This is a genomic window from Nonomuraea montanisoli (assembly GCF_013363975.1).
GTDB classification, from domain to species: Bacteria; Actinomycetota; Actinomycetes; order Streptosporangiales; family Streptosporangiaceae; genus Nonomuraea; species Nonomuraea montanisoli.
Genome location: NZ_JABWGN010000008.1, coordinates 54,039 through 74,476 on the forward strand (window position 1 = coordinate 54,039; position 20,438 = coordinate 74,476).

At 73.4% G+C, this 20,438-nt stretch carries 18 protein-coding genes; 9 read left to right on the forward strand and 9 right to left on the reverse strand.

From position 1 onward, the window contains the following. A complete protein-coding gene (locus HTZ77_RS21175; protein WP_328808677.1) occupies positions 1 to 1,626 on the reverse strand; it encodes an amino acid adenylation domain-containing protein in 1,626 nt (541 codons plus the stop codon). A gap of 112 nt (positions 1,627 to 1,738) precedes the next feature. Between HTZ77_RS21175 and HTZ77_RS21180 the strand changes: the two genes are divergently transcribed. Continuing rightward, entirely contained in the window at positions 1,739 to 3,952 is a 2,214-nt protein-coding gene (locus HTZ77_RS21180; RefSeq protein WP_175591387.1) for an AfsR/SARP family transcriptional regulator, read from the forward strand. Positions 3,953 to 4,060: 108 nt separating this feature from the next. Further along, a complete protein-coding gene (locus HTZ77_RS21185; protein ID WP_175591388.1) occupies positions 4,061 to 4,588 on the forward strand; it encodes a MarR family winged helix-turn-helix transcriptional regulator in 528 nt (175 codons plus the stop codon). Positions 4,589 to 4,609: 21 nt separating this feature from the next. On the opposite strand, the gene HTZ77_RS21190 is transcribed toward HTZ77_RS21185, so the two are convergent. Then, positions 4,610 to 4,984, reverse strand: a complete 375-nt coding sequence (locus tag HTZ77_RS21190; RefSeq protein WP_175591389.1) for an STAS domain-containing protein — start codon at positions 4,982 to 4,984, stop codon at positions 4,610 to 4,612. Positions 4,985 to 5,224: 240 nt separating this feature from the next. Between HTZ77_RS21190 and HTZ77_RS21195 the strand changes: the two genes are divergently transcribed. The 5 genes from HTZ77_RS21195 to HTZ77_RS21215 all read left to right on the forward strand — a co-directional run bounded on the left by HTZ77_RS21195 (position 5,225) and on the right by HTZ77_RS21215 (position 8,827). Beyond that, entirely contained in the window at positions 5,225 to 5,926 is a 702-nt protein-coding gene (locus HTZ77_RS21195; RefSeq protein ID WP_175591390.1) for a DUF4142 domain-containing protein, read from the forward strand. A gap of 119 nt (positions 5,927 to 6,045) precedes the next feature. Then, positions 6,046 to 6,666: a TetR/AcrR family transcriptional regulator gene (locus HTZ77_RS21200; protein WP_328808678.1), complete on the forward strand. Its 621-nt coding sequence runs from the start codon at positions 6,046 to 6,048 to the stop codon at positions 6,664 to 6,666. Beyond that, positions 6,666 to 7,211 (forward strand): hypothetical protein, encoded by a 546-nt coding sequence (locus tag HTZ77_RS21205; protein ID WP_175591391.1) that lies wholly within the window; start codon positions 6,666 to 6,668, stop codon positions 7,209 to 7,211. The genes HTZ77_RS21200 and HTZ77_RS21205 overlap by 1 nt, the downstream gene beginning before the upstream one ends. Positions 7,212 to 7,502: 291 nt before the next feature. Beyond that, positions 7,503 to 8,282: a VOC family protein gene (locus tag HTZ77_RS21210; protein WP_205303005.1), complete on the forward strand. Its 780-nt coding sequence runs from the start codon at positions 7,503 to 7,505 to the stop codon at positions 8,280 to 8,282. A 158-nt stretch (positions 8,283 to 8,440) separates the two neighbouring features. Further along, entirely contained in the window at positions 8,441 to 8,827 is a 387-nt protein-coding gene (locus HTZ77_RS21215; protein WP_175591392.1) for a pyridoxamine 5'-phosphate oxidase family protein, read from the forward strand. Positions 8,828 to 8,872: 45 nt separating this feature from the next. Here HTZ77_RS21215 and HTZ77_RS46415 read toward each other — a convergent pair whose 3' ends face one another. Then, on the reverse strand, positions 8,873 to 10,501 hold the full coding sequence (locus HTZ77_RS46415) for a serine/threonine protein kinase (RefSeq protein WP_328808679.1): 1,629 nt from the start codon (positions 10,499 to 10,501) through the stop codon (positions 8,873 to 8,875). Further along, on the reverse strand, positions 10,498 to 12,054 hold the full coding sequence (locus HTZ77_RS46420; RefSeq protein WP_235994949.1) for a serine/threonine protein kinase: 1,557 nt from the start codon (positions 12,052 to 12,054) through the stop codon (positions 10,498 to 10,500). Before HTZ77_RS46420 ends, HTZ77_RS46415 begins: the two co-directional genes overlap by 4 nt. A 331-nt stretch (positions 12,055 to 12,385) precedes the next feature. Here HTZ77_RS46420 and HTZ77_RS21225 point away from each other — a divergent pair, with 331 nt between their 5' ends. Next, entirely contained in the window at positions 12,386 to 13,003 is a 618-nt protein-coding gene (locus HTZ77_RS21225) for a TMEM175 family protein (RefSeq protein WP_175591393.1), read from the forward strand. Here HTZ77_RS21225 and HTZ77_RS45365 read toward each other — a convergent pair. Then, entirely contained in the window at positions 12,987 to 13,340 is a 354-nt protein-coding gene (locus tag HTZ77_RS45365) for a hypothetical protein (protein ID WP_205303007.1), read from the reverse strand. The genes HTZ77_RS21225 and HTZ77_RS45365 overlap by 17 nt on opposite strands. Positions 13,341 to 13,392: 52 nt before the next feature. On the opposite strand from HTZ77_RS45365, the gene HTZ77_RS21230 reads away from it, so the two are divergent. Beyond that, complete coding sequence (locus tag HTZ77_RS21230; RefSeq protein WP_205303009.1) at positions 13,393 to 14,787, forward strand: alpha/beta fold hydrolase; 1,395 nt, start codon at positions 13,393 to 13,395, stop codon at positions 14,785 to 14,787. A gap of 88 nt (positions 14,788 to 14,875) precedes the next feature. Here the strand turns inward: HTZ77_RS21230 and HTZ77_RS21235 are convergent, their stop codons facing one another. From HTZ77_RS21235 to HTZ77_RS21250, 4 genes are all read right to left on the reverse strand, one after another. Then, positions 14,876 to 15,190, reverse strand: coding sequence for a hypothetical protein (locus HTZ77_RS21235; protein WP_175591395.1), 315 nt, complete (start codon positions 15,188 to 15,190; stop codon positions 14,876 to 14,878). A 150-nt stretch (positions 15,191 to 15,340) separates the two neighbouring features. Beyond that, positions 15,341 to 16,759: a PI-PLC domain-containing protein gene (locus tag HTZ77_RS21240; protein ID WP_175591396.1), complete on the reverse strand. Its 1,419-nt coding sequence runs from the start codon at positions 16,757 to 16,759 to the stop codon at positions 15,341 to 15,343. 102 nt (positions 16,760 to 16,861) lie between these two features. Further along, the gene (locus tag HTZ77_RS21245; RefSeq protein WP_175591397.1) at positions 16,862 to 18,241 is read right to left on the reverse strand and encodes a hypothetical protein; all 1,380 of its coding nucleotides are present in this window, start codon (positions 18,239 to 18,241) and stop codon (positions 16,862 to 16,864) included. 29 nt (positions 18,242 to 18,270) lie between these two features. Continuing rightward, complete coding sequence (locus tag HTZ77_RS21250) at positions 18,271 to 20,436, reverse strand: B12-binding domain-containing radical SAM protein (RefSeq protein ID WP_175591398.1); 2,166 nt, start codon at positions 20,434 to 20,436, stop codon at positions 18,271 to 18,273. Positions 20,437 to 20,438 lie beyond the last annotated feature (2 nt).

Genomic DNA, 20,438 nt, shown 5'->3' on the forward strand with positions numbered 1-20,438 from the left:
TTAAACGGCGGCCGACTGGTATCGCCGGTGCGATCCGGCGCGGTCGACTTTCCCGCTCGCCGTGTGGACGAGCTCGGGTACGACGGTGATCCGGTGGGGGACGAGATGAGCCGGGACGTGCTCGCGCAGGTAGGCGAGGACCTCCCCGGCCAGGGACGCGGTCATGGCGGGGGAGCGGGGCACGACGTAGGCGGCGAGCGTCGTGTGGCCGGCGACCGGGACGCCCACCACGGCCACCGCCCCCACCCGCGGGTGGCCGGCGATCTGGGCCTCCACCTCGCCCGGGTCCACCCGGACGCCGCGGACCTTGAGCTGGTGGTCCAGCCGTCCCTCGTGGAGGAGCGCGCCGTCCGGGCGGCGGCTGACCCGGTCGCCGGTGCGGAACCACCGCCGGGGGCCGTCGCCCGGTCCGCCGTCCTCGGGGGCGGCGTCCAGCTCGGTGAACCGCTCGGCGGTGGCCTCCGGCCGGTCCCGGTACCCCAGGGCCAGCGCGGGGCCGCCGACCAGCAGCTCGCCGTCCTCGGTGATCCGCTCGACGACGTGGGGGAGGGGCCGGCCGATCGGCACCCGGTCGTCCGGCCCGCCTTCCAGCGGGCCTGCCGGTCCGCTTTCCGGGGTGTGCGGGCCGTGCAGGTCGACGGCGTGCGTGATGAGCGTGGTCTCGGTGCACCCGTACGTGTTGAGCAGGCGGACGGCGCCGAGGCCGAGGGCGCGCCAGTCGGCCAGCCGTACCGGGTTGACCGCCTCGCCGCCGACGACGACCAGCCGCACCGACGGCGGCAGGGCGGCCCGCTCGGCCGTCAGGTGATGGACCAGCTCGTGCCAGAACGCGGTGGGCAGGTCCAGGACGGTGATCCGCTCGGCGTCGATCATCCGCAGCATCCGGCGGAGCGACCCGGAGTAGGCGTGGTCGTGGAAGACCAGCGTCGCGCCCGAGGTCAGCGCGGGCAGGATCTCCTCCAGGCAGGTGTCCCAGTTCAGGGACGCGAACTGGAGCACCCGGTCGTCCGGGGTGATCCCGAACAGCTCGCGCAGCCCGGCCGTCACGACCGAGATCGCGCCCCGCGGCGTCACCACCGGCTTCGGCTCGCCGGTGGAGCCGGAGGTGAACAGGATGTACGCGGGGTCGTCCGCCGCGACCGCCGTGAAGCCCGCCGCGGGCGGATCGGCCGGACCGGGAAGCCGCGTCAGGCGCACCCCGGGCGGCACGGCGGAGCCCGGCTCGCCGATCACCGCGCGGCAGCCGCTCGCCGCGATCATCGCCTCCCGGCGCGGCCACGGGTACGCCGGATCGATCGGGCAGTAGACCCCGCCGGCCGCCAGCACGCCGAGCAGCGCGGCCACGGTGTCCGGCGAACGCGACGTCAGCACCCCGACCACTCCGGGATCCGGGCCCAGCCGGCGCGCCGTCGCCCGGACCCAGGCGTCCAGTTCCGTGTACGTGACCGTCCGGTCATGGCGCGTCACGGCCGGGCGGTCCGGATGAAGGCGCACCGTTTCGGAAAACGCTTTCATCACATCACGAAATGGATAGGACACACTTACCCCTTTCCATAGATGGCCACATACGGCGCGATACGCAATCCGAAGGCTGTTGCGGTACGAATGCGGGGAAATCGTGTTCATGGTGTTGGAGAGCACTGGATGCGAGCTTGTTTGGGACAGGATGCGCGCTGGACTTCATCCGGTATCTCGCGCATCACGGGGTGTTACAACGATGTTTCAGACGGAGAGCGATATGTCAGCTGAAACGGACCTGGCAGGTCTGGAGCAGGCCGTGAGAATCGGGCTCCTGGGAACGGTCCGGGCGTCGCGGGGGCGCCACGAGATCCCGCTCGGCACACCGCGCCAGCGCGCCGTGCTGGCGCTGCTCGCCCTCGACGCCGGACGTACGGTGTCGATGGAGCGGCTGATCGCGGCGCTGTGGGGGGAACGGCCGCCGGCCGGCGCCCGGGGCCTGGTGCAGGGGTACGTGTCGCGGCTCCGGCAGGTCCTGGCCAGGGCGGGGGTCACGATCGTCCACGGCCCGCAGGGCTACCTGCTGGGCCTCGCGGCCGAGCAGGTCGATCTGCACGAGTTCCGGCTGCTGGTGGCGCGGGCCCGGGCCACGGACTCGGACGAGGCCCAGGCGGCGGGGATGCGCAGCGCCCTGGAGCTGTGGCGCGGGGAGCCGCTGACCGGCATCACCGGCGGGGAGCTGCTGGACCGGCTGCGCGACACGCTGAGCGAGGAGCGGCTGGCCGTCACCGAGGAGTGCCTCAACGCCGAGACCCGCGCCGGCCGTGACGCGGTGCTCATCCCCGAGCTGATCGCGCTGGTGGCGACGCACCCCCTGCGCGAGGGGCTGGTGGGCCTGCTCATGGTGGCGCTGTGCCGGGTCGGACGCCGCGCCGACGCGTTGGACCGTTACGAACACACCCGCCGGCACCTCAGCGAGGAGCTGGGGCTGGACCCCGGACCCGAGTTGCGCCAGCTCCGCCAGCGCATCCTGCGCGGCGACGTGCGCATGGCCCGCGCCCCGCGCCCGGCGCCCGTCGCGCACGCGGCCGTGCCCGCCCAGCTTCCGCCCGAGGCCGGGCCGTTCACCGGCCGTCACCAGGAGCTGAGCGTGCTCGACGAGATCGCGGTCCGCGGCGAGACGGCCGCCGTCGCCATGGTGACCGGCGCGGGCGGCGTCGGTAAGACCGCGCTGGCCGTGCACTGGGGCCACCGGGTCCGCTCGCTGTTCCCCGACGGCCAGCTCTACGTCGACCTGCACGGCTGCTCGCCGGAGCGGCCCCTGCCGCCGATCGAGGCGCTGGGCCGGCTGCTGCGCGCGCTGGGCGTGCCGCCGGAACGGGTGCCGGACACCGTGGAGGAGGCGAGCGCCGCCTACCGCAGCCTGCTGGCCGACCGGCGCGTGCTGGTGGTCCTGGACAACGCCGGCGGCGTCGACCAGGTCCGCCCGCTCCTGCCCGGCGGCCGGCGCTGCGTCACCGTCGTCACCAGCCGCGACCGGCTGACCGGCCTGGTCGCCCGCGACGGCGCGATCCCGGTGCCGCTCGGGATGCTCATGCCCGAGGAGGCGGTCTCGCTCTTCGACGCGATCCTCGGCAGCCGCCGATTAGCGGCGGAACCCGCCGCCGCCCTCGAACTCGCCCGGCTCTGCGGGTACCTGCCGCTGGCGCTGCGGATCGCCGCCGCCGCCATCGTCGCCGCGCCGGGCAGGGACATCACCGGACAGGCACGCCGGCTCACCCGGGCCCGGCTGTCCATCCTCGACCTCCACGACGACCCCCACGCCGCGGTCCGCGGCGCCTTCGACCTGTCGTACCGCCGCCTCGATCCGCCGTCCCGGCGGTTGTTCCGGCTGCTGGGGCTGCTGCCCTGGCCGGCCTTCACCCGCGAGGAGGCCGCCGCGCTGATCGGCGCCGGCGCCGAGGCGGCCGACCGGCTCCTGAGCCGGCTCTGCGCCGCCCACCTGGTCGATGAGTGCGGGACCGGCCGTTACACCTTCCACGACCTGATCAGGGAGTACGCGCGCGAACGGGCCTTCGCCGAGGACAGCCCCGCCGCCCGGGACCACGCCCTGGCCGCCCTGCACGCCCGGCCCGGCGAGGAGCCGTCCGCGCCCCGCCCCGGCGACGGCCGCCTCACCGTCGTCACGGGCATCGTCCCCGACGCGCCCGTACGGCCGCCCGCCCTGACGGACGGCGCCCTGTCGCTGGCCGAGGCGTCGCCGGCGGCCCGGGTGGACGGTGCTCTGTCGCTGGCGGAGGTGCCTGCGACGGCCCGGGTGGACGGCGCCCTGTCGCTCGCCGAGGCGCCACCCGCCGCCCGGGTGGACGGTGCTCTGTCGCTCGCGGAGGCGCCACCCGCCGCCCGGGCGGCCGGGCAGCACGCCGGCGGGAGCGTGGACCCGCTCGCGCGCTGGGTCGCCATCCGGCGGGCCGGGGTGAGGATGGTCTTCTAGCCGATGAGCGCACGGCACTTCCGGCGCCGGCCCGGCGCGTGCTCCAGGACGGGCGAGACCGGCCGCGCTCCGCCGCTAGATTGCAGGAGTGACGTCGGTGGAGCGGTGATGGGGGACACGGTGCGCGAATCGTCCGCCGGACAGGTGTCCGTGGACCCGGCCGCCGGGCGGCTGTCCGCGGACGATCCCGTGGTGGAGGCGGTGCTGACCGCGAGCCGGGCGCTGGTGGCCGTGGCCGCGCGCTCCATCGCGGCCGCCGGCGGTGACGTCACCCTTCCGCAGTTCCGGGCGCTGGTCCTGATCGCCGCGCGCGGGCCGCAACGGCTGGCCACCCTGGCCGAGGCGCTCCGCGTGAACCAGTCGACGGCCTCGCGCATGTGCGACCGGCTGGTGGCCAAGCGCCTGGTGCGGCGCAGCCGGTCCGCCAGCGACAGGCGTACGGTGCGCATCGCGCTCACTCAGGAAGGGCGGGCCCTGGTCGACGGGGTGACCCGGCACCGCCGTGGCGACCTGGCGCGGATCCTGGCCCAGCTCACGCAGGAGCAGCGCGACGCCATGGTGGCGGCTCTGAACACCTTCAGCCTGGCGGCGGACGAGCAGCCCATCGCCGAGGGGGAGTTCCTCGAGGAGCTCTGACGGGGGCGCCCGGTGGCCCGGCTACGGGGGGTCGCCGCGGCGGGTCGGCCTGGCCAGCTCGCTCAGGGCTTCGTCCAGCGTGGGCGACATGGCGTCGGCGACGTGAGCCTCGACGCGTTCGCCCCCGCCCGCCACGACCAGCCGGCCGCCCGCCTGCGTGGCGTACCGCACCGCGTGGGCGAGCAGGTCGCCGCCCACCGGGTCGACGGCGCTCAGCCGCTCCGCGTCCACCACGACCAGCGGCGGGACGCGCCGGGCGAGGGCGCGTACCAGGGGCTGCTCAAGCGTGTGAGCCGTCGCGCGGACGAGGGCGCCGCTGAGCGCGAGCACGACCACGGGGCCGGCCTCCCACTCCTCCACCCGCAGGGACGGCGGCTGCGACGGGTTCGGGCTCATGGCTGTCTGTCCTTCGGAAGGGCGCGACACGACGATGCCGACCAGACTTCCCGGCTCACCGTCGCCGACGGTAGCAGATCCTTGCCCTGTGCAAGAAATGTAGGAGGACATGACGTGCGTGATTGCTCCGTGCAAACCTTGCACACTGCGCTGAACCCTCGGCCGCCGCGCGGGCGTATCTGGGAGTGACCAGCATCACTCGGACGGGCCGCGTACGAGGCCCCGGAAGGGATGACGCGCATGAGACTCGGCCGGAGCCGCGCAATCCTCGTCAGTTGCGCCGCCGTCGCGCTGTGCGCGCTCGCCGCCTGCGCCCAGTACACGCCGACGCCCCGCTCCGGCGCCGGTGAGCTCGGCACGGCGCCGCCCGCCGTCGGGACCGAGCCGGCCGGCTCGCCCGTCCCCGCAGGCTCGCCCTTGCCGGCCCCGGCCGCGGCGGAGGCCGCCGCCGATACCGGCACCAGGGAGACCAGGTGGGGGCCGTTGTCGGAGACCGACCGCGACCTCATCAGGAAGGTCCGGCTGGCGAGCCTGTGGGAGATGCCCATGGCCCAGGACGCGATGCAGCGCGCCGGCAGGGCGAGGGTCCGGGAGGTCAGCAGGCGGATCGCGGCCCAGCACCACACGCTGGACGGGCAGGTCCGCGACCTGGCCGCGAAGCTGGACGTCACGCTGCCGGTGAAGCCCACGGACGAGCAGCAGGCATGGATGAGCGACATCTCCGGCAGATCCGGATCCGCCTACGACGTCGCCTACGTCAAGTGGCTCCGCCTGGCCCACGGCAAGATCTTCACCCTGATCGGCACCGTGCGCGGCACCACGCAGAACACCCTGGTCCGCCGCTTCTCCGAGCAGGCCAACGCGGCGGTGCTCAACCACCAGCGCCTGCTGGAGAGCACCGGTCTGACCACCCCCGAGAGCTTTCCCGCACCTCCCGAGTGACGACCGCGCGCAGCCGGTGATCGTTCGGACTCGCCAGGACGGCCCGTTGTTGGCATAGTGGACAACAACACTGTTGGCAGAGTGGACAACAACTCTCGCCTGTCCTGGAGAGGATCGACGTGGCCGAACGACAGCGCCGGCGGCGGACGCCCGAGCAGTCGCGCGAGGAGATCCTCGACGCCGCGACCGATCTCATCGCGCGGTACGGGCCGAACGGCGTGGGCCTGCGCCGGGTGGCCGACGCGGTCGGCGTCACGCACGGGCTCGTGACCCACTACTTCGGCACCTACGACGCGCTGGTCCAGGCCGTGCTGCGGCGCGAGAACGAGCGGCAACGCGAGCGCATGCGCGAACGGATGCGCGCCGACCAGGGGGTGCCGTACTCGGAGGGCATGACACGGGTGCTGTTCGAGACGCTGGCCGACGAGCGCTACGTCCGCCTGTGGGCCTGGTCCATGCTGCACACGGAAGGCGCGGGCACCGTGTCGGAGGGGCTGTCCGGTTTCGTGGACGCGATGGAGGCCGGCATCCGCATCGTCCTTCCCGGAGAGCGGATGCCGGACCGTGCCCGGATCGAGGCGGTGGTCCTGCTCGGGCTGTCGGCGTCGTACGGGTTCGCGCTCGGGAAGCGGTCCTGGCTCGCCGGGCTCGGCCACGACCCGGCCGAACCGGCGCACGAGGCGGCGTTCCGCACTGCGCTGGCCTCGATGCTGGCCCGTCACCTGGAAGGCGGCTCCTGATGGCGGGGTTCGAGGCGTTACTCGCTTCCGGAGCGGCGGTGGCCGGATCGGTGGCCGAAGACGCGGACGGCGCCGGACGGCTGCCGATGTTCGTCGGCCTGTTCGTGGTGGTGGTGATCGTGGTGACGCGGATGGGCGGACGGGAACTGCGGCCCGTCAAGCTGCTGGTGCTGCCGGTCGTCCTGCTCGCCGCCGGTCTCGCGCCGGTCCTCCCGCTCCTGCCGGAGGTGGAGCTGCACGGCATCGACTACCAGCTCATCGCCGCGGACCTGGTGGTGTCGGTCGGCCTGGGCGTCGTCCGCGGGTTCACCGTGCGGATCTATCCCAAGCTCGCCGCGACCTGGTACCGGTACGGGCCGGCGACCGTCGCCCTGTGGGGCCTGTCGATCGGGCTCCGCTTCCTGCTCGGAGGCTACGGCGCCGACCACGCCGCCACCGCGCTGTCGACGAGCGCGAGCGTCATCTTCATGCTCGGCCTGACCTTGTTGACGCAGAACGTGGTCGTGATAGCCAGGCGTCCCTCCGGCGTGGGCGCGGGCGCGTAGTTCGGTGAGCCCGGCGCTGGTGCGGGCGGGTGGTCCGGTCAGCGACCGGCCAGGCCGTACAGGAGGGTGTCGATCACCCGGGCGGCCAGGGCGTCGGGGTCGGCGTCGCGGGGGTCCCCGAGTGCTCGCCGTCGTTTTCATGATTTATGCGGTCGTCGTGCGTATAAGCGATTTTGTAACGAATTTCGTAACGAACCGCGACCCGCGCCATCTTGAAGGTGCACCTCACTCTACCCGCCGGCTTTATGATCTGTATATGATGTACACGCAAGAGCCCGGCGGGTGGCGCTGATGCACGAGACCGTCATCCCGATCCTGCCGTGCCGGGACATCGACGAGGTCGCCGCCTTCTACGGCATGCTCGGCTTCGACACGACCCACCATCAGACCCGCCCGAACCCGTACGTCGCTCTCCGTCGCGACGGAATCGAGCTGCACTTCGCCGGCATCGCCGGCTTCGACCCGGAACAGTCGTACGGCTCCTGCATCGTCGCCGTGGACGACACCGCCCGCCTGTTCGAGGACTTCGCCGCGAGCATGCGGGCCGCTCACGGAAAGCTCCTGCTCACCGGCATCCCGCGCATCACCCGGCCACGGAAGCGGAAGAACACCGGCGACGTCGCGGGATTCACCGTCGTCGACCCGGGCGGCAACTGGATCCGCATCTTCCGCTCCAAGGCCGAGCCCGACCCCGCCGCCCTCGCCGACTCCGCCGCCCTCGCCGACTCCGCCGCCCCCGCTGACCCCGCCGACGCGGCGAGCGGGCCGCTGGCGCGGGCGCTGGAGAACGCGATCGTCCAGGGCGACGCCAGGGGCGACACCCGTCAGGCCGCGAAGATCCTGGACGGCAAGCTCGCCAAGCCTGGTGACCCCGCCCCGGTCACCACCCTGGTCGAGGCCCTCGTCTACCGGGCCGAACTGGCGGTCCGGCTCGGCGACCTCGACACGGCCGAGCGCCTGCTGGCACGCGTCGCCGACACGCGCCTGGACGACTCGCAACGCCAGCGCCTCTCCGACGCGCTGGCCAACGCGGCCGACCTGGAGCTCGCCGTACGGTCCGCGGCTCCCTGACCGGATCGCCGCCCTCCGCCACCGGCCTCGGCGCGACGGAAGGGACGGCCGGTGGTGAGGTGGCGGCCGTGCGAGGCGATGCCGGACGGCCGGAGGGCCAGCTATACGATATGCCTCTCTAAAACGTCATTCCTCGCAGAAGCCCGCAAAGGAGGGCAGTGGATCTCGTCAAGCAGGGCGACGCCTTCGCCGCGTTCTGGCAGGAGCGGCATCTGTGCACGCTCTCGACCGCGCGTCCCGGCGACCCGCCGCACGTGGTCCCGGTGGGCGCGACGCTCGACCTGCGGACCGGCGTCGCCCGGGTGATCACCTCGGGCACCTCGGTCAAGGCCCGGCTCGTCGGCGAGGAGGGCGCGCTGGTGTCGCTCTGCCAGGTGGACGGCCGCCGCTGGTCCACGCTGGAGGGCAGGGCGGTGCTGCGCACCGGGGCGGAGGAGGTGGCCGACGCCGAGCGGCGCTACGCCGCCCGCTACAAGCCGCCCCGCCCCAACCCGGCGCGCGTGGTCCTGGAGATCCAGGTGACGCGCGTGCTGGGCAACGTGTGAACCGGCGTCGGGGCGGACGGCCGGGGCGGGCACGCGCCGCCTGGCTCAGGAGTACCGCTCGCACACGGTGAAGCTGGTGCTCTTGGCGGCCTTGGCCGGGGTGAGGAGGCGGAAGACGACGGTGTGCCGGCCCGGCTCGAACGCGCCGAACGGGTTGCGCCGGTTCTTGGCCGTCCCCTTCACCCAGTCCGTCTTCCAGCCCTCGTCCTGGCCGTCCACGATCCACCGGTAGCCGTACTCCGTCAGCTTCCCGGACGGCCCCTTGACCACGGCGACGGGGAAGAGACTCGGTGACCAGCAGCCCTTGTCCGTCTTCAGTCCGTCCAGCGTCAGGGACACCAGGCTGACGCCGCCGCTCGCGGCCGCGGTCGCGCTCCTCGTGGGGGTGGCCCGCTGCCGGGAGGCCGTCGGCTCGGGGGTGGCCGGCTTGGTGGTCGTCGGCTTCGGGGTGGCCGGCTTCGGGGTCCTGGAGCCGGAGGTCGGGTCGGCGGTCGACTCGGGGAGTGGCTGGCGCCGGGTGGGAGTGGTCTTCGGGCGGCCGGTCCGGGTGGGGCCGGTCTTCGTGGCCGTCGGGTCCTTCGTCCCGGCCGTGGCGCTCCCGGACGTCGTGGCCCCGGAGGGGCGGGCAGGGGACGCGGTCGTCGCCGGAGCGGGCATCCAGATGATCGCCCCGGCCACCAGGGCGGCGGACACCGCCAGGGCCCCCGCGCCCGCCAGGATCGCCCTGCCGGGCCGGGGGCCCTCGCCACGGGTCGCCGCCGTACCGTCGTGACGTCCCGCTGCGGGATGCGTGGGAGCGTGATGTCCCGGCGCGGGGTGATCGGGAGCGTGATGTCCCGCCGCGGGATGTGCGGGAGCGTGACGTCCCGCCGCCGGGCCGGCGGGAGGGGCGGGCCGGGCGCCGATGAGCCAGAGCAGCACGTCCTGCATGGCGGGCCGGGCGGAAGGGTCCTTGGCCAGGCAGGCGAGCACGATGGGGCGCAGCGGCGCGGGAAGGCCGCCCAGCGACGGCTCGTCGTGCAGGATGCGGCGGATCACCGCGGGCAGCGAGTCCTCGCCGAACGGCGGCGACCCGGTCGCGGCGAACACGATCACCGACGCCCAGGCGAAGACGTCCGCCGCCGGACCGACCGGCGCTCCGGCGAGCTGCTCCGGAGCCATGTAGGCGGGCGTGCCGACGACGCTGCTCGTCACGGTCAGCGACTGGCCGGCCGTACGGGCGATGCCGAAGTCGATGACGCGCGGGCCGTCGCGGCCGAGCAGGACGTTGGCCGGCTTGAAGTCGCGGTGCACCACCCCGGCGCGATGGATCGCGGCCAGCGCGGTCGCGGTCGCGACCGCGAGCCGTTGCAGGTCGGCGCCGCCGTGGCGGCCCGCCTGCTGGAGCGAGGGCCCTTCGACGTACTCCGTCACGATGTACGGCCGGCCGCCCAGCGACGCGTCGAGCACCTGGGCGATGCAGAACGGCTCCACCCGCCGCGCCGCGTCGATCTCCTTGGCGAAGCGGTGGTCGTCACCCGCCGGCCCGTCCCGCAGGACCTTGACGGCGACCCGCCGCCCGTCGGGCGCCTGGGCCAGGTAGACCACGCCCTGTCCGCCCGCCCCCAGCCGTCCGAGCAGGCGGTAGGGGCCGACGGCCGCGGGATCCTCGGGCCGGAGCGGCGGGGCCGTCACTGGTCGTCGTCCGGGCAGATGGTGAACCTGAGCGTCCTCGACGAGGTGGTGGGCCCGGTCACGCGCAGGATGACGGTGTGCGGCCCTTCCTCCTTGACGAGCGGGCCGACGAGCTGGTGGGTGTGGGACTCCGCGATGGGGCCCTCCGAACGCTCCTTGACCCGGCCGTCGAGGACCCATTCGTAGCGGAACGTGGTGGCCAACTTGGTCCCCTCCACGACGCCGAAGGTGTTGGTGTCGTTGATGTGACAGTTGCGGGCGGTGTCCATCCCGGGGCTCTGGGCGCGGATCGAGAGGACCTTGAACGACCCGCCGCCGCTCGGGCCGGTGGACCGGGTGGGTCTCGCCGAGGGAGCCGTCGAGGTGGGTTCGCGCGTCGGCTGCCGGGACGCCTCGACGGTCGGCTGCCGCGTCGGCCGGGAGGTGGACGTCCGGGCCGGTCGGGGGGTGGACGGCTTGCGTGTCCGCTTCGCGCGCTTGTGGGGCGCCGTCGCGGCGGGTGTCGCGTTGGTGGAGATCGCGAGGGCCTCGGTGGGAACGGGCCGCCGCTCGATGACCCAGCCGTTCATGGCGGCCCAGGCGACGCTCCCCGCCACCGTCAGCGCCACGGCCGCGGCCCCGGCGACCCGCCGCCCCCTGCCTCTCCGGCGCCCCGGCCTCCCGGGAGAGGTGACCGGCTCGCCGTGCCCGGGATCGGCCGCCCGGCTCGCCGCGGCATGCCCGCGGTCGGTCGTCCGGCTCGCTGCGGCGTGCCCGGGGTCGGCGGGGGCGACCGCCTGGCCGCCCAGCAGGCGCAGCAGCACCTGCTGCATGGACGGGCGGCGCGCCGGATCCTTGGCCAGGCAGTCGAGCACGAGCGCGCGTAACGGCTGCGGCAGCTCGCCGAGCTGCGGCTCGTTGTGCAGGATCCGGTTGATCACGGCGGGCAGCGTGTCCTCGCCGAACGGCGGCGACCCGGTCGCCGCGAACACCATCGCCGAACCCCAGGCGAACACGTCGGCGGCGGGCCCGACCGCCGTCCCGGCGAGCTGCTCGGGCGCCATGTAAGCGGGCGTCCCCACGATGCCGCTGGCTCCGGCCGGCCCCGCCTCGGCGGACCGGGCGATCCCGAAGTCGATCACCCGGGGCCCGCCGTGTCCCAGCAGCACGTTGGCGGGCTTGAAGTCGCGGTGCACGATGCCCGCCTGGTGGATGGCCGCCAGCGCGGTCGCGGTCGCGACCGCGAGCCGTTGCAGGTCGGCGCCGGCGTGGCGGCCCGCCTGCTGGAGCGAGGGGCCGTCGACGTACTCCGTCACGATGTACGGCCGGCCGCCCGGCGACGCGTCGAGCACCTGCGCGATGCAGAACGGCTCCACCCGGCGGGCGGCGTCGACCTCCTTGAGGAAGCGCCCGTCGGCCTGCCCTTCCCGCAGGACCTTGACCGCGACCGGCCCGCCGTCGCGTCCCGACGCGAGATAGACGACGCCCTGCCCGCCCGCGCCGAGACGGCCGAGGAGCCGGTAGGGCCCCACGGCCGCGGGATCGTCCTCCCGGAGAGGTTCGGCTCGCGGCATGGCACTCCTGTGACGGCAGATGGATCATCAGCACCATAGCGAGGATGTCTGACTCGCATTGACCACTCACCGCAAACGGGGCTTTTCCCCGGGATATCGGCGCGAGTCTGCAGGTTCCCCGGCATGCGTGACGCCACCGGGGCCCGCCATCGTTGAGTTCCGCTAAACGCACCGTTGCTTTTTCTGTCGTTGTTCCGGAGGACGCCCGCGCCGATCCTTGGTGCCCGGAGCCATCGCTCGGGCCGGGCCCCGCCCGGCCGTTCGGGGAAATCGGAGGAACCCGTGTCGTACGACCTCACTCGGCGCGCCGCGCACCTCGGCGGTCCGGCCCATGGCTGACAAGGAGACCAGCCCCGCGGCCGTCGAACGAGTGGCGTTCTTCTCCGACGCGGTGATCGCGATCGCGATGACCCTGCTGGCCCTGGAACTGCCCGTGCCGGAGGGGACGCGCCTGCCGGAGTTCGTGGCGTCCTTCGGCGAGCATCGCGACGAGTACATCGCCTTCCTGCTGGCCTTCCTCGTGGTCGGCGGCACGTGGCTCGCCCACCACAAGCTCTTCCGGTTCATGGCCGCCACCGACACGCTGCTGCTGGTCATCAACCTGGTCACGCTGTTCGCGCTGGTCCTGGTGCCCTGGTCGAGCAAGACGCTGGAGAGCGCGGAGGACGGGTCGGGCATCGCCCTGTACTCGCTCGTCATGGCCCTGATCGGCGCGTCCAGCCTGTGGCTCACCCTGCACGCCAGGCGGGCCGGGCTCATGCGCGAGGACACCCCCGAAGCGCTGTTCGACGGCATCTGGGTGAAGGCCGCGCTGCCGGGCGCCGTGTTCGGCGTCTCCGCGCCCCTCGCGCTGTGGATCCAGTCGTGGGTGTACCTCCTGTGGCCCCTGCTCTACCTGGGCATCGCGCTGTTCTACTCGATCCGGCGGCTGGTCAGGGGACCCTCCTGACGGCGGCGATCTTCACTGCCGTTGTCAGGATCTTCGAGCCGTCGCCGTTGTATCGTGCTGCCGTCGATTCGTCGAGGTCATCCTGTCGGAGTCGCCACGGGGCCCGGCCGATCGACGATGGGAGCACCATGCGAGGAAGATCCTCTCTGCTCGCCGCCGCCTTCGTGGCGATGGCGACGCTGTTACCTGTGTCGTCGGCCGCCGCGGCGGGCTCCGGAGAGGGAGCCGCGGCCACACCGACTTCGAGCCCGACGTCCACGCCCTCAGCGAGTCCGAGCGCGAGTCCGAGCGCGAGTCCGAGCGGCAGCCCCAGCCCGGCGCCCGGGAAGGGCCGCATCGCCTGGGCGCCCTGCGAGGAGGAGCCGTCCGCCGAGTGCGGCAAGCTGGCGGTGCCGATCGACTGGTCGCGTCCGAACGGGCCCACCATCGACCTGGCCGTCGCCCGCCGCAAGGCCACCGATCCCGCGGCCCGCGTCGGATCCCTGGTGATCAACCCGGGCGGTCCCGGCGGTTCGGGCGTGGAGGCCGCCTACGGCGCTCCCGGCTTCTTCACCGAGGAGCTGCAGAGGCGCTTCGACATCGTCGGCTTCGACCCGCGCGGCGTCGGCCGCAGCCACCCGGTGATCTGCTCGGCGTCGGTGTTCAACCAGATGCCGTACGCCGTCATGAGGAGCCAGGCCGACTTCGCCCGGTGGAGCGCCTACGCCAGGCGGTTGCGCGCCGACTGCCGGGCCCGTACCGGACCGCTGTACGACCACGTGGACTCGGTCCACGTCGCGCGCGACGTGGACGCCCTGCGCGCCGCGCTGGGCGAGGAGAAGCTCACCTACTACGGGATCTCCTACGGCACGCTGATCGGCCAGATGTACGCCGAGCTGTTCCCGGACCGGATCCGCGCCATGGCCCTGGACAGCAACATGGACCACAGCCTCGGCGTCAAGGCGTTCCTCGACTCCGAGGCCGCGGCCGTCGAGGACGCCTTCGACGAGTTCGCCGGCTGGTGCGCCCAGGACACCGCCTGCGCCCTGCACGGCAAGGACGTCCGGGCCGTGTGGGAGCGGATCCTGGCCAGGGCGCGCAGCGGCAAGCTGTACTACCCGGGCGTCACCGACCGCCCGATGACCGAGGTCCAGGTCCTGTGGCTGGGCATCGTGGGCACCGAGGGGCCCGCCTGGCAGCTCCTGAGCGAGATCCTGCGCGCCCTGGACGGCGGGGAGCCGCCGTCGTGGGTGCCTCCGCTGCCCGGCCGCGGCCCCGTCTCCGGGGACGTCGCCCAGCTCCCCACCGCGATCCTCTGCCAGGACTACCGGCTGCCGGTGCGCAGCTACCGGGAGTACGCCGCGCTGCTGCGCAGCTCCAACCGCCGCGCCCCGGACATGCGTTTCAACCCGATGCCCATGGAGGACCTGCCCGTCTGCCTGAACCACCCCACCACCAACCCGCAGCACCGGCTGCGGTACACGGGCAGCGCGCCGATCCTGCTGGGCAACTCCCTGCACGACCCGTCCACCCCGTACTCCTGGTCGGCCGCCGCGGCCCGTCAGCTCGGCCCCAGGGCACGACTGATGACGTACGAGGGCTGGGGCCACCGCATCTACGGCAAGGACGAGTGCAGCACGGTCCCGATCGACGACTACCTGATCTCGCTGACCGTGCCCCCGCAGGGCTTCCGCTGCCCGGTCGGCGGCCGGGTCGAGACCCTGCGCGAGAAGTCGCAGCGTGAGCTGTGGCCCACGGACGGGCTCCCCTGGGGAGGTTCGCTTCTGGGCTCCGGCCGACGCTGATCCGGCCGGCCTCCCGTAAGGAGCCGGCCTGCCGTAAGGAAAGGGGCGGCGCCCGCCGACGCGCGGGCACCGCCCCTTCACTTCTCCGTCACCGCGACTCCCAGCCCTCGCCGCGCCAGGCGCGCAGCTCGCGGCGCACCTGATGGCGGCTGCGGCGGCGCGTCTCGCGCCGGAAGTGGTACCACTCCCGGTTGCCGCCCCTGGTGAGGCATCCGAGCACGTAGTGGGCGGGGGAGCCCCAGTGGCAGACGCCGGCGCGGCGGCTCGGGGAGGCGCTGCCGGCGTCGACCTCGGCCGGCAGCGTGCACGGCCCGAACCGATGGTCGTGCACGGGCACGCAGGTCGCCATGGGCGTGTCGGCCATCCGCACCCACCAGGGGCGGGTCTTGTCGGTCCTGCTCATACGGTCACCTTTCGGCTCCGTGACGCCCCGGGATGGGGCCGTCATGGGACCGTGCGCACCGTGATCACCTCCGACCTGGAAGATCCTGATCCCGACGCTACCGCGAACGGCGGGACCGCGCGCGAGCACGCGGACGGACCGGGGCAGGCGTCACTGGACGGCGCCGGACTGGGTGAGCAAATTCTCGTACCAGGCGTCGTACGGGTGGTTGGTCGCCGGGTGGTTGGCCAGCGGGGTCGTCGCCCGGGAGGCCGAGTCGAAGTCCCAGCCGCGCACCAGCCGCCCCGCCTGCCGGGCCGAGACGATGAACGCCGACTCGGTCGCCGGCGCGCCGTAGAACAGGGCGCCCTGCTGGAGCTCGGAGCTGTCGCCCTTCTGGTACTCGACGAAGGCCGTCTGCGGGTAGCGGATGCGGTCGCCGGCGAACCGGTCGGTGTCCACGCGCAGGGTCTGCGCCGGGGTCGGGCCGTCCGCGCCGGTCCACACGCGCACGCGCGACGTGCCGCGCACCGAGGTGGTCTTGTCGAAGCGGGCGTCGGAGGTCTTCGCGTTCCCGGTCCACGAGACCGCCGAGGCGCCGGTGTCCAGCACGCCGTCCCACGTCCAGTTCTGGCTGTTGCTCTGGCTGCGGTGGATCTCGCGCAGCCGCGTGCCGGCCGGGTCGGTGAAGGCGACCGTCGGCTGGACGCCGTTGTCGTACTGCCGGCTGGAGGACCAGGTGATCTCGCCGTCCGCGTCGAGGCGGCCGACGCGGTACCACAGCGTCGTCGTGCTCTGCGACTGGTGGACCTCGACCAGGTCGCCGTTGTCGTTCAGCGCGACGGCGGGCGTCTGGCCCGTGTCGTACCTTCCGTGGCGCCGCCAGGTCACCCGGCCGTCGGCGTAGGTGCCGGTCCAGTACCAGAGCACGCCCGCGCCCGAGTCGTGCACCTCGACGACCTGTCCTTTCGCGTTGATCGCGATCGCCGGGTTGTGGCCGAGGTCGCGCTTGTACTCCGCGCGGCTCTTCCCGTCGCCGGACAGCAGGGGCAGGACGCGGCCCCGCAGCGCGTCGACCGTCGGCGGGCTCGCCGGGTAGTCCTCGGCCCGCAGCAGGCGGGGGCCGAAGGCGGAGGTGAGCTCCCGGTTGAGCGCGGCGAGGTTGCCGGCCGCGAACGACGGGTTGTCGGTCAGGTCGTCCTTCAGGTCGAGCATGACGACGACCGGCGCGGCGGCGGGGTGCTGCGCCGACCAGGCGTCGACCACGCCGAGCCAGTCGCGCAGCAGGTTCGACGCCGGGTTGCCGGCGTGGTCGACCTGGTTGCCGGGGGAGTCGTGGCCGACGGCGTAGTCGCGCGCGCTCGCGTACCCGTTGTCGTGGACGTCGAGCTCGACGAAGCGGACGCCGTGGTCGAGCTGGTAGGTCAGGGACTTCCTGGCGCCGCCGATGTCGCCGGAGTAGCTGTTGTGCGTGGCGCGGAAGATCGCCGACGGTAACGGCACGTCCGCGTCGGCCTGGGCGGTGCCGCCGGTCAGCAGCACGGACGCGGCCACGGCGGCCATGGGGAGCAGGGCCCTGGAACGGGTCATCCTCGGATCCTCACGTCGGGGGGTGGTGGTGACGAGGGAGTTCGGGATCATGATCCGGAGCCGCCGGTGGTTTGTCCAGCCTTCCGGTCAGGGTGCGGACGATCAGCAGCACAGCGGCAGGGAAGGCCGGAGCGGAAGGGCGTAGGGGTAGAGGCTGAACCGCTCGCGCCCCCGCAGGAAGCCGGGGGCGGCTCCGGCGGGGAGGCCGACGGGAAGACGGTGCACCTCCCGCGTCGAGGAGTCGACGCACCGCAGGTACACCTCGGCGCCGGGCTCGAACCGGTGACGCAGCCGCCGGACGGCGGCGTGGACGTACCCGGCGGAGTAGCGATGCGTGTACACGTCCGGGAAGAGCTCCGTGAGCAGCTCGGCCGTCCCCGCCCGCCCGTCCGTCCCGGGGCCGCCCAGCCCCGAGATCTCGAAGTAGCGCGGCATCAGGCCATGGCGCGGCATGGGCAGGAAGAAGTGGCTGCGCCGGTCCGGGCGCAGGTTGCTGAACATCGCCATGCTGAAGTCGAACTTGAGGCCGAGATAGGGCGCCAGGCAGTTGACCAGGTAGAGCAGGACCAGGCACGACGTCACGTACGGGGCCAGGGCGAAGGGCACGGCCCACGTCCCGCGCGCCTCACCGGCGCCCGGCCCGAGGACGGTGAGCAGGCACCACAGGCAGGCGCCGGCGACGACGACGTTGTCGAGCAGCGCGACCTGACGCAGGCGGAAGCCGCGGAACCCGCCCAGCGTCGCGGCCACGACCCCGGAGCCGGCCAGCAGGGCGCAGAGCCCGGGCAGGGACAGCGGCGACAGCGACTCGACGTCCACGAACGCCAGCAGCCCGCCGAGCATGATCAGCGAGAACTGGGCATGACCGGCGAAGCCGAAGATCGCGTGCATGACCACGGCGGCGGCGATCACCCACACCGTGCGCACGCCCAGCGCCAGCCCGGCGGCGGCGCCGAACTCGGCCACGACCGCGCCGGCGGACAGCGCCACCGGCAGGCGCCGCGGCATCCGGCGCGGGCTGACGCCCAGCCTGAGCGCGTACTCCGTCAGGAGACCGCTGCCGCAGCTCAGCCGCGGGTCGAAGTAGTCGCGGTTCAGCTTGTGCAGGCCGGCGGCGAGATACGTGATGATCGTGAACTGCTGCACCAGGCGCAGCGCGTACGGGTCGCCGGGGCCGCCCCGGTGCTCCGGAGAGAGGCCGAGGGCGCGGTCGGCGGTGAAGGCCAGCAGCATGAACCAGGCCACGGCGAAGTGGTTGGGCAGCCGCTTGGGGAAGGACGCGGCCACCAGGGACAGCGCGGCGAGGGCGAGCGCCGGGGTCCAGCGCCACCCCGGGACCACGACGGCCAGCAGGGCGCACGCCACGAACAGGACGTGCGCCGCCACCCGTGCCGGCCCGGGCAGGCTCAGTCCGAGGACGGGGGCGTCGTCGTCGGCGAAGTGCCGCCAGCCCCGGGAGGACAGGTAGACGGTCTCGTGCACGACGAGCCCGAGACCGATGAGCCGCAGGGTCAGCAGACCGGCCGCCCTCCCTCACCGGCGGCCCTCTCGGCGGCGGCTCTTTCATCGGCGGCTCTCTCACGGACGGTCCCCTCGGCCGGCGGCCTCGCCGCCGGCCGCAGGAGCGCGTCGAGCTGCTTCGCGACCCCGGCCGGGGACCGGTCCGCCGCGAGGGACGACGCCAGCGACACGAGCGGCCCGGACAGCTCGACGTCCCTCCAGGAGGAGGGCCGGAACACCAGGTATCCGGGAGAGGCCCGGGGACGCAGGCGGCGGCCGGAGCCGAGGAGCAGCCAGCTCTCGGAGAAGGCGACGCCGTCCACGCTGAGCGCGCGGCCACGCCGGGCGGCGAACGCCCGGGAGTGCTCACGCAGCTCCGCGACGTCGTGCCAGACCGGCAGCGCGCGCGGCGGGCCGAGCGCCACCGCCTCCCGCAGCTCGCCCGCCCCCACAGCGGCGGGGACGTCGTCGCCGAACAGGAAGCGCTCGCGCTGGGCGTGGCCGCACCGGGAGCGGATGGCGGCGAAGTGCTCCGACGCCACCGCCCGCTCCCAGACGTCGTAGGCGCGGGAGCGGTCCAGGCCGGCCTTCACCTCGTACGCGAGCCGCTCCTCGAAGTCGTGGCCCGGGACGAGGTCCCGGATCGCGGTGACGCCGAACGTCTCGGGCGACCGCTCGATGGGCGAGTTCCGGTTCAGGCAGAAGACGGAGAAGTCGAGCAGGTCGATGCTCGACCGGTGGGCCGCGGTGAAGTCGATCGTCTCCTGGGCCTCCTCCTCCGTCTCGCCGGGGAAGCCGATGATGCACATGACGTGCACCCTGATCCCCACCTCCGCGCAGTCGCCGATGATCCGCTCGATCGTGGCGACCGTGATCCCCTTGTTCATGAGGTCCAGGACCCGCTGGTTGGCGGACTCCATCCCGAACGACAGCACCCGGCAGCCGGATTCGTGGGCGAGCCGGAAGTCCTCGCGGGTGAGGGACCTCTCCATCCGGGTCTCGCACCCCCACCGCAGGTCCGTTCCCGACTCCTTGATGGCGCGGGAGATGTGCCGCAGCAGCTTCGGCGACATCGACTCGTCGACGAAGTAGACGTGCCGGCAGCCGTGTCTCTCGGCGAGCGTGGCCAGGTCACGGCCGATGAGCTCCACCGGGCGCACCCGGTAGCTGTCGCCGTAGATGTGGTGGTGGGTGCAGAAGGCGCAGTTCCAGTAGCAGCCCCGCGAGGCCAGCAGCGGCAGCACGGGGGCGGGCATCAGGTAGTCGTGGAGCGGGAGGCCGTCGAAGTCCGGCGTCGGCAGGTCCCTGGCGGCCACGGGCCTGGGCATCCCGGTCTGCCGCACGTCGCCGTCCCGGCGGAAGATCAGCCCGGGGATGCCGTCGAGAGGTTCTCCGGTGTCCAGGTGGTCGAGGTAGGAGACGAGCGGCCGTTCGCCCTCGTAGACGACGAACGCGTCGATGAGGTCGAACAGCCATGGGTGGTGCCGGAGCCGGTCGCGGTGGGAGGTGAAGAACGGCCCGCCGAGCAGGATCCGCGCCCGCGGCCGTCGCAGCCGGAGCCATCTGGCCAGGGCGAGCGCGGGAGGGACCTGCCCGCGGTAGACGACGGAGATCCCGACGACGTCCCCCAGGAGTTCGCCGGGGGCGACGAGCCGGTCGTAGGCGGCCATGAACGGGCAGTCGTCCCGGGTGAGCGCCTCGCGCAGCCCCTGGGGGTCGGCCGCGGAGGCGGCGAAGACCGGGTCGACGAGGTTGAGCTGGTCGGGAGGGCGGTCCACGGTGGCGGCGGACAGGGCCTCGGCGATGACGGTGTCGGCGACGGCCATCTCCGCGGCGTCGTTGACGGAGGCGGCCGAGCGGACGGCCCGCAGCGCCGCCGGCAGCAGGTCCGCGACCACCGGGCCCCGGCCGGCGACGTCGAGGCAGTGCTGGAGGTGGAACGCCTCGCCGCCGCTGAGCCTGCGCCGCTCCAGCGCGCGGGCCGTCGTCTCGGCCGTGGTCACCCGCTCGCGGACGGCCCGCGGGGTCAGCAGGTGCCGGATGTAGCGCAGGTTCAGGTCCAGCTGCCCGACCTCGTGCCGGGACTCCTGCTGGACGTACGCCTTGAGCACCGCGGTGCTCAGGTACGGGTAGTTCGCCCCGGTCAGGGGCGGGAACACGAGATCGAGTGTGGCCATGA

What these genes read in the sequence shown, in the direction of transcription:
- HTZ77_RS21175 (WP_328808677.1), bottom strand. Translation starts at nt 1,626, where the DNA reads ATGAACACGATTTCCCCGCATTCGTACCGCAACAGCCTTCGGATTGCG.
- HTZ77_RS21180 (WP_175591387.1), top strand. Translation starts at nt 1,739, where the DNA reads ATGTCAGCTGAAACGGACCTGGCAGGTCTGGAGCAGGCCGTGAGAATC.
- HTZ77_RS21185 (WP_175591388.1), top strand. Translation starts at nt 4,061, where the DNA reads ATGGGGGACACGGTGCGCGAATCGTCCGCCGGACAGGTGTCCGTGGAC.
- HTZ77_RS21190 (WP_175591389.1), bottom strand. Translation starts at nt 4,984, where the DNA reads ATGAGCCCGAACCCGTCGCAGCCGCCGTCCCTGCGGGTGGAGGAGTGG.
- HTZ77_RS21195 (WP_175591390.1), top strand. Translation starts at nt 5,225, where the DNA reads ATGAGACTCGGCCGGAGCCGCGCAATCCTCGTCAGTTGCGCCGCCGTC.
- HTZ77_RS21205 (WP_175591391.1), top strand. Translation starts at nt 6,666, where the DNA reads ATGGCGGGGTTCGAGGCGTTACTCGCTTCCGGAGCGGCGGTGGCCGGA.
- HTZ77_RS21210 (WP_205303005.1), top strand. Translation starts at nt 7,503, where the DNA reads ATGCACGAGACCGTCATCCCGATCCTGCCGTGCCGGGACATCGACGAG.
- HTZ77_RS46420 (WP_235994949.1), bottom strand. Translation starts at nt 12,054, where the DNA reads ATGCCGCGAGCCGAACCTCTCCGGGAGGACGATCCCGCGGCCGTGGGG.
- HTZ77_RS21225 (WP_175591393.1), top strand. Translation starts at nt 12,386, where the DNA reads ATGGCTGACAAGGAGACCAGCCCCGCGGCCGTCGAACGAGTGGCGTTC.
- HTZ77_RS45365 (WP_205303007.1), bottom strand. Translation starts at nt 13,340, where the DNA reads ATGCGGCCCTTCCCGGGCGCCGGGCTGGGGCTGCCGCTCGGACTCGCG.
- HTZ77_RS21235 (WP_175591395.1), bottom strand. Translation starts at nt 15,190, where the DNA reads ATGAGCAGGACCGACAAGACCCGCCCCTGGTGGGTGCGGATGGCCGAC.
- HTZ77_RS21240 (WP_175591396.1), bottom strand. Translation starts at nt 16,759, where the DNA reads ATGACCCGTTCCAGGGCCCTGCTCCCCATGGCCGCCGTGGCCGCGTCC.
- HTZ77_RS21250 (WP_175591398.1), bottom strand. Translation starts at nt 20,436, where the DNA reads ATGGCCACACTCGATCTCGTGTTCCCGCCCCTGACCGGGGCGAACTAC.